Raw genomic sequence first — 11945 nt, 5'->3', positions numbered from 1 at the left:
GTTTTCGTACCAGGAGTTATGGGTTTAGTGTTGACATTAATTAGCACATTAGTGTCAGCAGTTACAGTTGTGAGGGAGAAAGATACAGGAACTATAGAACAATTATTAATGACACCGGCGGCAAACTGGGAAATATTATTGTCTAAAATTTTTCCCTTAGCATTTTTATTAATGGGGGATGTTTTACTGGCTATCACTATAGCAACGGTAATATTTCATGTGCCATTTCGTGGTAATTTTCTATTATTTCTGGCATTATCCAGTATGTATGTATTTGTGGGAATTAGCTTAGGGATTATGTTAGCTACTATCAGTAGTTCCCAGCAGCAAGTAGTGCTGACATCTTTCTTCATTAATTTACCAATGGTACAGACTTCTGGCGCGATCGCACCCATTGAAGCCATGCCTCCTGTCTTCCAAGTCTTATCTCTACTCAATCCCCTACGTCATTATATTGCGATCGTGCGGGGAATTTTACTTAAAGGTGTGGGTTTAGATGTGCTATGGATGAATGTTTTAGCGTTAGTCGCCTTTGCTGTTGTTTTATTAACTATTAGTGTGAATAAATTTCGCAATCAGTTAAGTTAGGGGTTTAGGGGTGTAGGGGTATGAGGGTATAAGGGAGTTGTAATTTATCTTCTCTTTGCTTATACCCCCATAATTCTATTCAACTATACCCATCCCAAATTACAGGGAAAGTGTAATCTGAAAACAGCGAAAAATTCGGAGTTTCCGCCTTGGTTTCTGTGTCGAGGACTTTAATAACTTTGTTGTAGATATCTTCTGCTTGTTGGGGTGAATCACCAATACTAGTTAATCCCACCTTGCCAAACTGAGATAGACAACCCATGAGATGAAAAACTGTGCCGGTTTCTGTGCAACTATCGAAGTGTAATCTGTGATGGGCGATGATATCCATTAAATCATTAGGTAATAATCCTCGATAGCGGTCTTTTTGCAGATTATCTGTAGCAATGTAATATTTAGGACGACCTTGTTGACTATAAAATAACCCTGTAGATAGGTCATAACGACCATTTGTCAATAATTTTAAGGTCATGAAGGGATGGGTAGTACCACCTTTGCGAAGGTTAATTTCAATTGCTTGGATGTCCCATTTACCCTTACCTACATCAACAACAATAAAATCTACACCAAATCTTTCTAAAGCACCTTTTTCTGCTAATTTTCTCCCAACTTTCAATCCTAATTGTTGCAGTTGTAAACGATAACTTTCATCGGCGGGGAAGCGACAGCCGAGATAAATTTGTCCGTCGGGGCCGCCGAGAATTTGGTCATGGGTAGAGAGGATTTCGACTTCTCCAGTAGGAGTAATGCGTCCTTGAACGCTAGGAGAACGTTTGATTTCTCCCTCTATAAAAGCCTCGACAATTGCACCTAATTCCGCAATTCTTCCCGCAAAATTCAGCCAATTTTCTTGTTTAGCTTGAAAGCGCATGGTAGAGAAGCGATCGCTAATTGCTGCTACTCTTTCTAAATGAGTACCTTGTCCTGGTGCTAAGTGCATGATGGGACGCAAATCAAGGAGTGCGTTTCCTTCTCCAGAAATCCCCTCATTGAGTTTGACTACCATCCGTTGTAATGTTGGCTGACGTTCCCATAACTCACTAGCTGCTTCTGCTAAATCTTGAGGATTCCAGACTAATTCACTACCATCAGGGTGAGGAACACCACTTTGAGCAAAAATTTGCCGACTACCACTTTTTGTCCCCCAAATTTGCAACTCTGGTGCAGCCGCATATAATGGTACGTCTAATTTGAGCGATAATTCTGCTTCTAAATCAGTCGAATTGTAGCAGACCATCAATGATTTTTCTAATCTGATAGCTTGACGAATTCTTTCGATTAATCGCGGACGTTCTAAAATTTTTTGACTTAGGGGTTTAGGTGAAGAATCGTAAGTTGAAAGCAAGAGTAAGCGATTACGTGCATGAGAAAAAGGAATACCAGGAAGTAATTGTAAATAGTAATCAATAATGCTGGGATGTAAGGGCATTGAAGTTACATAAATTAACCTAGTGCGGGGATTTCTTAACCGCATCAGAGCAAAAAGTAACCTTTCTTCATAATGTTCAAAACCCTCTACCTTTTGGATCTCACGCTGGTCAATACTTAAAGAAGGAACCACAATAATATCAGCTTCCCCAGTATCAAATAGTTCGATAGTTTTCCAGCGATCGCGCAAAGTTAATTGCAGATTGTGAAACTGATCAATTTGTTCTAATTTTGCAACATCTATTGTCACCATAAATTCATACCCCATCATGATCCCAACGCAGCTTACTATTCTGGTATATCTCAAAGCAACTGCCATTATGCAGATATCGCAATACTTCTTTTATCTAACACCTGGGAAACTTTAATAAAACTCAAAAAAGCTTAGTTCCTATTCCCCATTCCCCATTCCCTATTCCCAATTATGTGTAGAGATGTTGCACAAAACTTTATGATTGATATACTTTTGCAAAACACCTCTAAAATATAAAAAAATGCTTTGCAAAATTAATGATTAAACTTGCTGGTATTGGGGGGTACAAATGAGTCGTCCAATAATTCTTGGTATTGTTGGTGATAGTGCTGCGGGAAAAACTACACTCACTAGAGGAATTGCTCAGGTACTAGGTACAGAAAATGTCACACTCATTTGTACAGATGATTACCACAAATATGACCGCCAGCAACGGGCAGAAATTGGGATTACAGCCCTACACCCAGACTGCAATCATTTAGATATCATGCAGCAGCATTTATCTTTGCTGCGTACAGGTCAACCCATTCTTAAACCCGTTTATAGTCACAAAACAGGGACTTTTGAAGCCCCACAGTATATAAAACCGAATAAATTTGTCATTATCGAAGGCTTGCTTGGTTATTCTACCCGTGCAGCCCGTGATTGTTATGATGTTAAAGTCTACCTAGCACCGCCAGAAGACTTACGCGCTAAATGGAAAGTTAAACGAGACACCCAAAAACGCGGCTACACCCCAGAACAAGTATTAGCAGAATTAGAAAAACGCGAACCAGATTCCGAACAATTTATTCGTCCTCAAAGACAATGGTCGGATATAGTGGTGAGTTTCTATCCACCAGAAGGTGCAAGCGATGAAACCAACGGACATTTAAATGTGCGTTTAGTTTTACGTCCCACCATTCCCCACCCAGATTTTACCCCCATTATTAATTTGACCGACAATAATAATGATGGGTCAGCGATTCGCCTGGGATTAGACCGAGACATGAGTAAACCCGTAGATGTCCTAGCAGTGGATGGTCACGCCACCTTAGAACAGGTAAATAAATTAGAACATATTATCTGTTCAGATATGCCTCACTTAAGAAGTGTATGCGATCGCGAAAGCAACCCCGAAATTGGTAAAATCGCCGGTACAACTGGAGAAACTCTACAAAGTTACCCCCTCGCACTGACACAGCTAATTATTACTTACCATATGCTCAAAGCCACACAAATGTTTCAGTAATTTTATGATCGTTAACAAACCGTACCCACCAAAGGATGCGGTTTGTTTTTCAGTCAACCAACTGCAAACCCTGTATACTGTCTGACTAAAGGCTCATGAAATGCTAAAACAATATCTTCCTTGAGAACTCCTAATTCAACTAACTCATTAGCAATCCCAACTTCTGTACCATCATACTGTATCCAAATTTTGTCATTCTTGATATCAAGATGTAAGACACAGCCATACATTGGTCGGCGATTTTTCCAACCTGTATAAACAACCTGATAATGATCCTGTTCACTATCAAAAATTAGTTGTGTTTCGACTTTATCATCTGATGGGCTTCCTTTGGCGTATTCAGTTAATAAGTGTTGGATATATGTACGATACTGGTCTATCTTTTCCATGTTAGGATCACCTCACTGTTTGGGTCATAAATAAGCTGAAATTTAAAGATTTCCTCAAGATAGGGTAATTGCGATCGCAAACAGGGCATAAATAAAAATAGTTGCATCTACGGTGGCTATTTTTGTAGTGATTTTATGACCTATTGCCTAAGAATTGCTGATATACCTGAAAATGAGCGTCCCCGTGAACGGTTAATGACCTATGGGCCGAAAATCCTCGCTACAGCCGAATTAATCGCAATTCTTTTAGGTACAGGACAAGGGCCTGGTAAACTTTCCGCCGTGGGTTTAGGGCAATATATCTTACAAGAATTAAGCAAACATCAACGTGACCCTTTAGCAGTGTTGCGAGAAGTCACACCTGCGGAGTTAATGCAGATACCAGGAATTGGCCCTGCTAAAGCCACCACCATTTTAGCTGCCATTGAATTAGGTAAACGCGCCTTCCAATCTCGTCCCTTAGACCGTACACCAATTGATAGCCCAATGGCGGCTGCGGCGGCTTTGAGTCAAGACCTCATGTGGCAAGCACAAGAAAGATTTGCTGTCTTATTATTAGATGTGAAAAATCGTCTCCTGGGGACACAAGTAATTAGCATTGGTACAGCCACCGAAACCTTAGCTTCTCCCCGTGAAATTTTTCGGGAAGTGATTCGTCAAGGCGCAACACGGGCGATAATTGCTCATAATCACCCTTCAGGCAATGTAGAACCTAGTCCAGAAGATATAGAATTAACACGCCAACTGTTAGCAGGGGCGCAATTATTAGGGATACCGTTGTTAGATCATTTGATTTTGGGGAATGGGAATCATCAAAGTCTACGCGAGATTACAACTCTATGGAATGAGTATCCGCAAGGGGATTGAATGGGGACTGGGGACTGGGGACTGGGGACTGGGGATTGGGGACTGGTAAAGTCTTCCACCTACACCCCTACACCCCTACACCCCTACACCCCTACACCCCTACACCCCTACACCCCTAATTAAGAAAATTTAGTTAACAATCCTAAGATTTTTTTAGTCCTTGGTGTTAATAGTGTCCTGCGATAAGCGTCGGCGGCTTTTTTAATTGCTTCCGCTTGGGTGGGGTAGGGATGAATGACACTGCTGAGTTTACTTAGCCCGATTTTATGAACAATTGCTGTGGTGATTTCTGAAATCGTCTCGCCTGCATGGCTAGCGACAATTGTAGCACCAATGATTTCATCAGAACCTTTTTTGTGGTGAATTTTCAAGAATCCCTCTTCTTGTCCGTCTGCGATCGCTCGGTCTACACTACTAAAAGGAATTTTTATTGTCACTACATCAATTCCCTTTTCTCTAGCTTCCCTCTCAGACAACCCAACATGGGCAATTTCTGGGTCAGTGTACGTCACCCACGGCATAACTAAACTACTCAACTTTGACCTTCCCAAGCCGAAGGGAGAAAATAAGGTGTTCTTAATGACAATCCTAGCGGCTGCGTCGGCTGCGTGGGTAAATTTCCAATTCATGCAGATATCCCCAGCCGCATAAATTTTTGGGTTGGTGGTTTGCAGATAATCGTTCACCTTCACACCTTGGTGTTTGTCATACTCTACACCCACACCTTCTAAATTCAGTCCTTCCACATTGGGCGCGCGTCCAGCACCCACTAGAATTTCATCTACTGTCACCGAATCTCGATAACCATTCACAGAAAAATACAGTCGCTTACCTTCCGTAACTGTCACGACTTCTTCTAATCTGCAATTTAAAACTAAACGAATACCTTCTTGGATTAAAGCTTGCTGCACAACTTGCGCTGCGTCCCCATCTTCTTTATTCAGGACATGAGAACCACTATGGAACAGCACCACCTCACAGCCCAAACGCCGGAATGCTTGCGCCAATTCGCAACCAATAGGCCCGCCACCAATTACCGCCAACCGTCCAGGTTTTTGGATGAGAGAAAACACCGTTTCATTCGTTAAATAACCAGCCGCTTCTAATCCCCGAATGGCTGGTTTTGCCGCCCGCGCACCAGTAGCAATTACTGCTTTTTTAAACTTGAGGATTTTACCGCCGACTTCTACCGTATCTTTGCTAGCAAAACGACCACTACCTAAGAATACATCCACACCCAAGGATGAAAAACGCTCTGCTGAGTCATGATGACTAATTCCCGCCCGAATGCGCCGCATTCTTTGCATAACGGTAGGAAAATCAATTTCGATTTGTTGTTTGGGAATATTCACACCCAAATTCTTCGCATTCCAAATTTCCCCCACCACCCGCGCCGACCGAATTATCGTTTTAGATGGGACACAACCCACATTCAAGCAATCCCCACCCATGAGATGCTTTTCAATTAATGCTACCTTCAACCCCAAACCCAACCCAGCCGCACCAGCCGCCACCACTAACCCCGCAGTTCCCGCACCAATGACCACCAAGTCATAACAATCAGCCGGTTGAGGATTCACCCAATTAGGCGGATGCACATAACCCACCAACTTCTGGTTATACTCATCCACCGGGCGCATAATAACTCTCTCTAGCTCAGAATTAGACATTGATGGTATCTCCGATAGTCAATGGTCAATGGTCAATGGTCAATGGTCAATAGTCATTAGTCATCACTCATTACTTATTACTCATTACTTATTACTCATTACTTATTACTCATTACTTATTACTCATTACTCAGCACTCAGCACTCAGCACTCATACCCTCTACGAAATTTCTTCTTCTAAGGCTTTTTGAGCAATGCGGGTGACGTAGATGGTGACGGCGACGGTAGCGATAAAACCCACGATGCGAATTATCCATTGTGCTGTAGGGTTAGTGGGTTGACCTTCAGTCCCAATCATAGCGAGGTTTCCGGCAAGCGAACCAATGTAAACGTACATGATAGTTCCGGGAATCATGCCCACAGAGCCAATAAAATAGTCAGTAAGTGAAACCCCTGTAATTCCGAAGGCGTAATTTAAGAGATTAAACGGGAATATGGGGGAAAGTCGGGTTAACAGAACAATTTTTAAACCTTCTCTACCCACAGCCCTGTCAATGGCGGCAAATTTTTTGTTATAAGCGATTTTCTTGGCTACCCAACCCCGTGCTAAATAACGTCCCACCAAGAAAGCAGCTGTTGCACCCAAGGTTGCACCAATGAAAACATAAATTGCACCCCAAACTACGCCAAACACCACACCAGCACCCAAGGTGAGGATTGAGCCAGGTAAGAAAGCAACAGTAGCAATTATATATAGTGCAGTAAAAGCGATCGCGCCGACTGTTCCCAAACTATCAATCCACTGCAAAGCCTGACGTAAAAGAGTTTGAGGATTCCAGAGATTCACATCATTTGTAGTCTGGGCTACAGCAAAATCTGTATTTACCAACACAGAAATTGCCACTGTCAAAAATACTAAACTAAATAATCTAATAATCTTGTAATTAAATATATTTCCCATTAATTTATTATCCTATAAATCTTTCCTTATAATTCTTTTCTTCTAACTCTTTTCCCCTGCCCCCTGCTCCCTGCCCTCTACCTCTATCACCATACTTTTCGCTAGAGCTTTTTGAGCAATTTTAGTTACATATATAGTGACACCAACAGTAGCAATTAAACCGATAATTTGCATTGCCAACTGTAGCATTTTGGCTTCTGGTGTAACTTGTTGATGAGTATTATCTAGAGTTGCCAAATCAGTAGCTAAAGACCCAATATAAACATACATCACAGTTCCCGGCAAAATCCCTAAAGAACCTAAAATATAGTCCTTAAGAGAAATCTGTGTAACTCCAAAGGCGTAATTTAACAAGTTAAAAGGAAAGATAGGTGATAGTCGAGTCAATAAAACAATTTTCCAGCCTTCTTGAGCCACAGCTTGATCAATTGCTTTAAATTTAGGATATTTATCTAGTAGACGAGTCACCCAATCGCGTGATAAATATCTACCGATAAGAAAGGCTAAAGTTGCGCCGATAAGTGCGGCAATTAATACATAAATTGAACCCCACACAACACCAAATAAACACCCGGCTTTCAGTGTGAGTAAGGAACCTGGAATAAATAATAAAGTTGCTAAATTGTAAATAATTATATAGGCGATCGCTCCCCAAACACCCAAACTATTAACCCTAGCGACGAGTGTTTGTAAAATTCCTGGAAAGTTAAATTGTTGAGCAGCGATAATTAAGAGGACTACCGAAATAAATAACAGCAGCAGTTTGAGCTTACCATTGAATCGCGGTTGATACTTGGGAATCATGGGATGACCTAAGTGTTACTGTTTCTATCCAATAATTAAGGGTAATATTGAGTAAAACAACCGAATATTCCTGTATTCCTGAATTTTCCGGTTCTTATTACCCCTTTCACTAGGATAAGCCACTTAGATGAGAAATAGCTGAAGACAGAATAAGTCAACTGCTCATGTTGATCGTAGCTGATCGAAATGTTGCGTGCGATCGCCTCCGGCGGGGCGTAGCCCATCGCACTACTCCACTAACAGCGATATCTATAGTCAGCTAACACAGCTCATGCACTCAAAACTGATTAATCTAGCTCCAGAAATTTTTATGTAATATCATAAGGTTGTCTCTTGAGAAAAAATAAAGACTTCTGCTGATGTATTTGGCCAAATAAATAAATTTTGCTTTTCAATATCTAAATCAATAGCAACTGCCTCTATTTGATTGGGAAATCCATCTTGGTCTTTGTATTGAACTAATGTAGTAAATTTTCCAATTTCTAAACGTGGCTCAACAATTTTTAATTGCACTGGTGGGGTAAGTTGAATTGCTTCCCAAATACCAGTTTCTTTATCAATTTCCATTCCGGTAATGTGATATAGCATAACGCCTTTATTATTTAACTGACTCCACCATTGACTAATTGTTTTAACTTCAACGCTATTTTCTACTGTTTTGTCACAGTACCAACGAATAGCAGTTGAACTATCTTTGATTGCCTTTTTAACTTTGTCTTCCCAATTCTCATCATTTATATCTAAACTGATCATTCTGCCTTCAGACTTTGAACGATCAATATACACATGAAAAGCTGTAATATCTTCTCGATGGGTAAGAACATAGCGGCGTAATTCATTCAAGCTCATTGCTTGGTACTTAGTTGTTGTCATGGTTCAAAGCCTCCGGTTGGTTTAATCTCGAAGTCCATATCTTCTCCAGCCGCAAGTACATATAAATTGCCAGTACGTTCATCTACTCTAACAAGTTCGATGCTTTTGCATTGCCATCCAGGATAAATGACATTTGTTAGTCGATAACACAGTCTGTAGAGTCCCTGGGTTTGTTCGTTTGTAGGCTTCATGTCCTTCGGGCAGGATATTATTATTGAGTATAATAATACTTGAGTGACTTTAAGTGTCAATTACCTATTTCGTAATATCGCGCCGTTTAAAAAGTAGGAGAGCTAGTAGTCAAGCAAGTTTCCTGTCTCTAATTCTTGCCACTCTTTATCTTGTTGGTAATGTAGTAATATTTGCTCGGCTTGTTCTGCTAGTATGCGCCGCCTTTCTTCTAATGGCAATTTCATAAACTCGCGTCGGTTTATGCTTTGAGGTTTTACAGCGATGTCTATTGTTTCTAGTTGTGTGTTATCTCTCTGAGTAGTAAATTTTGATGTTTCCATAAATTAACAGTAATTGCCAACTTGTGTTGATCGTAGCTTATCAAAATATTTCGTGCGATCGCCTCCGGTGGGGCGTAGCCCATCGCACTACTCCACTAACATTGAGTCGGTAGGGTGCGTCAGTATAAAAATTTCTTGGTTTAACTAGGTTTTCTTGCACTGACGCACCCTACATATTTCTCTTGAACGGGATAACAATAAGTCTTATTTCTGTAAGTAATTTTACCAGATTTTTGTCAGTAAAACCTTTGTTTAAGAACAGTAATAACTCGGTGGCACAGAGATAATATTACGGTGATGATGTAATTTATAATGCAAATTTACTTATAGCCTTTCCCAGTCTGCTGAAGTACAATTGAGCAAATAAAGCTGTACATACTAGTCTAGGGTAAAAATGAAAGCATATTCCCTCGATTTGCGTCAAAAGATACTGGATACATATTTAAAAGATGGAATATCACAACGAAAGTTAGCAGAAAGATTTGGTGTAACTTTAGGATTTATAGAGAAATTACTGAAACAGTATAGAGAAACAGGAAATATCGCACCGAAAGTCAGAACACAACAAACGCCACCAAAGCTAAACTCTCAGCAATTGAATGTGCTTCAGGAAATAGTAGAAGCCAAAAATGATGCCACTTTATCAGAAATTCGGGAGCTACTCAAACAAAAAACAGGAATAACCATTGGAATTTCGACAGTAGACAGAATGTTAAAGAGGATGGAAATTAGCTTAAAAAAAAACATTGCACGCCGCAGAAAAAGATACTCCAAGAGTTCAATCGTTAAGATTACAGTTTTGGCTACAAATACGAGGAATACCAGCCCAAAAGCTGATATTTCTAGATGAAGCCGGAGCGAATCTATCTTTGGACAGACAGTCTGCTCGTGCCAAAAAAGGTGAAAGAGCGCATGGTCAAAGACCGCAAAAACGTAGTAAAAATGTTTCGATAATTGGTGCAATTGGTTTGAGAGGAGTCGTTAGCCAATACAGTATTTTAGGAGCGACTGATGGTCTAACATTTGAGGCTTATATTTCGCAAAAACTAGTTCCGAAACTGAAGAAAGGTGATTATGTAATCATGGACAATTGCTCAATTCATAAAGGTGGGGATATTGAAAAACTCATCGAATCTGCTGGAGCTAAGTTGATTTATTTACCACCGTATTCTCCTGATTTTTCACCCATTGAAAATTGTTGGTCAAAGATTAAGAATGCACTCCGTTCTATCGGTGCTAGGAGTTATCCAGATTTAGTAATAGCAATTGAAACTGCTTTTAGCCAAGTCTCTTTAGATGATATTTTTAATTGGTTTACTCATTGTTGTTATTGTACTTCACTAGACTGAGAAAGGCTATATTTATTTAGCTATTAAAAATAGGTTACTTGCATTCGTATTCTAACTAGTTTCATCTACTAAAAACTATGGATTTTATTGATCAAATAAAAGCTGTCTCTCAGCAAATACCAAAACTAAAAGAGCAAGTATTGACTGAAGAAGCTACCAAAAACGCTTTTGTTATGCCTTTCATTAATGCACTAGGGTATAACGTTTTTAATCCAACAGAAGTTTGCCCTGAGTTTACGGCTGATGTACCTGGTTTAAAAGGAGAAAAAGTAGATTATGCAATTAACATGAATGGTGTTCCTATCATTCTTATTGAATGTAAATGGTGTGGGGCGAGTCTAGAACATCCAAAACATAGCTCACAATTACACAGATACTTTCACGCGACAGAAGCTAAGTTTGGTATTTTAACTAATGGTATTCTCTATAGGTTTTATACTGATACAGAGAAAACTAATGTTATGGATGAGAAACCATTCTTCGAGTTCAACATGATGGATTTTAATGAATCTATGGTGCATGAGCTTAAACGGTTTTCTAAAATAGCGTTTAATCCTGAGCAGATGGCAGATTTTGCCAAAAATCTTCTTTATACAAAAGAGATTAAGCGACTTATGGCAGAGCAGCTTACTGAACCATCACCGGAATTTGTTAAATTTTTTGCTAGCCAAGTATACACAGGAAGATTAACTGTATCAGTCACAGATAAATTTACAGAAATTACAAAGCGTTCTCTCAAGGAATTTATTAATGACAGAATCACAGATAGATTAAAATCAGCTATTGATCTTCCTGACACTATAACTTCAGCGCACAATCTACTTCTAATCAAGATACAGAAGTAGACACAGAAGCAGATTCTTCCTTATCTGATAATGAAATTTCTATAACAGAGGAAGAAATGGAAGGTTTTTTAATTGTGAAGGCTATTTTACGAGAAGTTATTGATATTAGCCAGCTTCAATCTAGAGCTACAAAAACTATTTTGGCATCAACTTTGATAATAAGGTATCTAAAACTGTTTGCCGACTCTGGTTTAAGTCCAGTAAAAAATATATCGGCATTATTGATGTAGATGGT

The 11945-nt window shown here is 39.8% G+C and carries 14 protein-coding genes; 6 read left to right on the top strand and 8 right to left on the bottom strand.

Annotated elements, in window-relative coordinates; translation table 11 throughout:
* On the top strand, positions 1-588 hold a 588-nt coding region (locus tag CV014_RS28465), incomplete at its 5' end, for an ABC transporter permease (RefSeq protein WP_236145084.1).
* Positions 589-667: 79 nt separating this feature from the next.
* Here CV014_RS28465 and CV014_RS28460 read toward each other — a convergent pair.
* Entirely contained in the window at positions 668-2269 is a 1602-nt protein-coding gene (locus CV014_RS28460; RefSeq protein ID WP_236145083.1) for a peptide ligase PGM1-related protein, read from the bottom strand.
* 289 nt (positions 2270-2558) lie between these two features.
* Between CV014_RS28460 and CV014_RS28455 the strand changes: the two genes are divergently transcribed.
* Positions 2559-3500 carry a phosphoribulokinase gene (locus tag CV014_RS28455; RefSeq protein ID WP_236145082.1) on the top strand — a complete coding sequence of 314 codons (942 nt, stop codon included), beginning with the start codon at positions 2559-2561 and terminating at the stop codon, positions 3498-3500.
* Between the two features lie 53 nt (positions 3501-3553).
* Here the strand turns inward: CV014_RS28455 and CV014_RS28450 are convergent, their stop codons facing one another.
* On the bottom strand, positions 3554-3889 hold the full coding sequence (locus tag CV014_RS28450) for a XisI protein (protein WP_236145081.1): 336 nt from the start codon (positions 3887-3889) through the stop codon (positions 3554-3556).
* Positions 3890-4024: 135 nt separating this feature from the next.
* On the opposite strand from CV014_RS28450, the gene radC reads away from it, so the two are divergent.
* Positions 4025-4756: a RadC family protein gene (radC, locus tag CV014_RS28445; protein ID WP_236145080.1), complete on the top strand. Its 732-nt coding sequence runs from the start codon at positions 4025-4027 to the stop codon at positions 4754-4756.
* The gene (locus tag CV014_RS30275; protein ID WP_268964945.1) at positions 4757-4879 is read left to right on the top strand and encodes a hypothetical protein; all 123 of its coding nucleotides are present in this window, start codon (positions 4757-4759) and stop codon (positions 4877-4879) included. It begins immediately after the preceding gene.
* Here the strand turns inward: CV014_RS30275 and CV014_RS28440 are convergent.
* The 6 genes from CV014_RS28440 to CV014_RS28415 form a co-directional block, all read right to left on the bottom strand.
* Positions 4876-6426 carry a mercuric reductase gene (locus CV014_RS28440; protein WP_236145079.1) on the bottom strand — a complete coding sequence of 517 codons (1551 nt, stop codon included), beginning with the start codon at positions 6424-6426 and terminating at the stop codon, positions 4876-4878. The genes CV014_RS30275 and CV014_RS28440 overlap by 4 nt on opposite strands.
* A 160-nt stretch (positions 6427-6586) precedes the next feature.
* On the bottom strand, positions 6587-7327 hold the full coding sequence (locus CV014_RS28435) for a TVP38/TMEM64 family protein (protein WP_236145078.1): 741 nt from the start codon (positions 7325-7327) through the stop codon (positions 6587-6589).
* A 42-nt stretch (positions 7328-7369) separates the two neighbouring features.
* Positions 7370-8131 carry a TVP38/TMEM64 family protein gene (locus CV014_RS28430; RefSeq protein ID WP_236145077.1) on the bottom strand — a complete coding sequence of 254 codons (762 nt, stop codon included), beginning with the start codon at positions 8129-8131 and terminating at the stop codon, positions 7370-7372.
* A 318-nt stretch (positions 8132-8449) separates the two neighbouring features.
* Positions 8450-9004, bottom strand: a complete 555-nt coding sequence (locus CV014_RS28425; protein WP_236145076.1) for a DUF6887 family protein — start codon at positions 9002-9004, stop codon at positions 8450-8452.
* Positions 9001-9195 carry a DUF6888 family protein gene (locus tag CV014_RS28420; RefSeq protein WP_015136493.1) on the bottom strand — a complete coding sequence of 65 codons (195 nt, stop codon included), beginning with the start codon at positions 9193-9195 and terminating at the stop codon, positions 9001-9003. The genes CV014_RS28425 and CV014_RS28420 overlap by 4 nt, the downstream gene beginning before the upstream one ends.
* A 102-nt stretch (positions 9196-9297) precedes the next feature.
* Positions 9298-9516: a hypothetical protein gene (locus tag CV014_RS28415; RefSeq protein WP_236145075.1), complete on the bottom strand. Its 219-nt coding sequence runs from the start codon at positions 9514-9516 to the stop codon at positions 9298-9300.
* A 394-nt stretch (positions 9517-9910) separates the two neighbouring features.
* Between CV014_RS28415 and CV014_RS28410 the strand changes: the two genes are divergently transcribed.
* Positions 9911-10865, top strand: a protein-coding gene (locus tag CV014_RS28410; protein WP_236140973.1) for an IS630 family transposase whose coding sequence is annotated in 2 segments (ribosomal slippage) — positions 9911-10254 and positions 10253-10865 — 957 coding nt in all. Because the reading frame shifts where the segments join, the coding sequence is not laid out codon by codon here.
* A 77-nt stretch (positions 10866-10942) separates the two neighbouring features.
* The gene (locus CV014_RS28405) at positions 10943-11710 is read left to right on the top strand and encodes a type I restriction endonuclease (RefSeq protein WP_236145074.1); all 768 of its coding nucleotides are present in this window, start codon (positions 10943-10945) and stop codon (positions 11708-11710) included.
* Positions 11711-11945: the final 235 nt, after the last annotated feature.

This window comes from Nostoc sp. CMAA1605, assembly GCF_021596505.1.
Taxonomy (GTDB): domain Bacteria; phylum Cyanobacteriota; class Cyanobacteriia; order Cyanobacteriales; family Nostocaceae; genus Trichormus.
This window is presented reverse-complemented; position numbering and strand designations above follow the sequence as displayed.

What these genes read in the sequence shown, in the direction of transcription:
- CV014_RS28415 (WP_236145075.1), bottom strand. Translation starts at nt 9,516, where the DNA reads ATGGAAACATCAAAATTTACTACTCAGAGAGATAACACACAACTAGAA.
- radC (WP_236145080.1), top strand. Translation starts at nt 4,025, where the DNA reads ATGACCTATTGCCTAAGAATTGCTGATATACCTGAAAATGAGCGTCCC.
- CV014_RS28425 (WP_236145076.1), bottom strand. Translation starts at nt 9,004, where the DNA reads ATGACAACAACTAAGTACCAAGCAATGAGCTTGAATGAATTACGCCGC.
- CV014_RS28455 (WP_236145082.1), top strand. Translation starts at nt 2,559, where the DNA reads ATGAGTCGTCCAATAATTCTTGGTATTGTTGGTGATAGTGCTGCGGGA.
- CV014_RS28450 (WP_236145081.1), bottom strand. Translation starts at nt 3,889, where the DNA reads ATGGAAAAGATAGACCAGTATCGTACATATATCCAACACTTATTAACT.
- CV014_RS30275 (WP_268964945.1), top strand. Translation starts at nt 4,757, where the DNA reads ATGGGGACTGGGGACTGGGGACTGGGGACTGGGGATTGGGGACTGGTA.
- CV014_RS28405 (WP_236145074.1), top strand. Translation starts at nt 10,943, where the DNA reads ATGGATTTTATTGATCAAATAAAAGCTGTCTCTCAGCAAATACCAAAA.
- CV014_RS28460 (WP_236145083.1), bottom strand. Translation starts at nt 2,269, where the DNA reads ATGGTGACAATAGATGTTGCAAAATTAGAACAAATTGATCAGTTTCAC.
- CV014_RS28430 (WP_236145077.1), bottom strand. Translation starts at nt 8,131, where the DNA reads ATGATTCCCAAGTATCAACCGCGATTCAATGGTAAGCTCAAACTGCTG.
- CV014_RS28435 (WP_236145078.1), bottom strand. Translation starts at nt 7,327, where the DNA reads ATGGGAAATATATTTAATTACAAGATTATTAGATTATTTAGTTTAGTA.
- CV014_RS28440 (WP_236145079.1), bottom strand. Translation starts at nt 6,426, where the DNA reads ATGTCTAATTCTGAGCTAGAGAGAGTTATTATGCGCCCGGTGGATGAG.
- CV014_RS28420 (WP_015136493.1), bottom strand. Translation starts at nt 9,195, where the DNA reads ATGAAGCCTACAAACGAACAAACCCAGGGACTCTACAGACTGTGTTAT.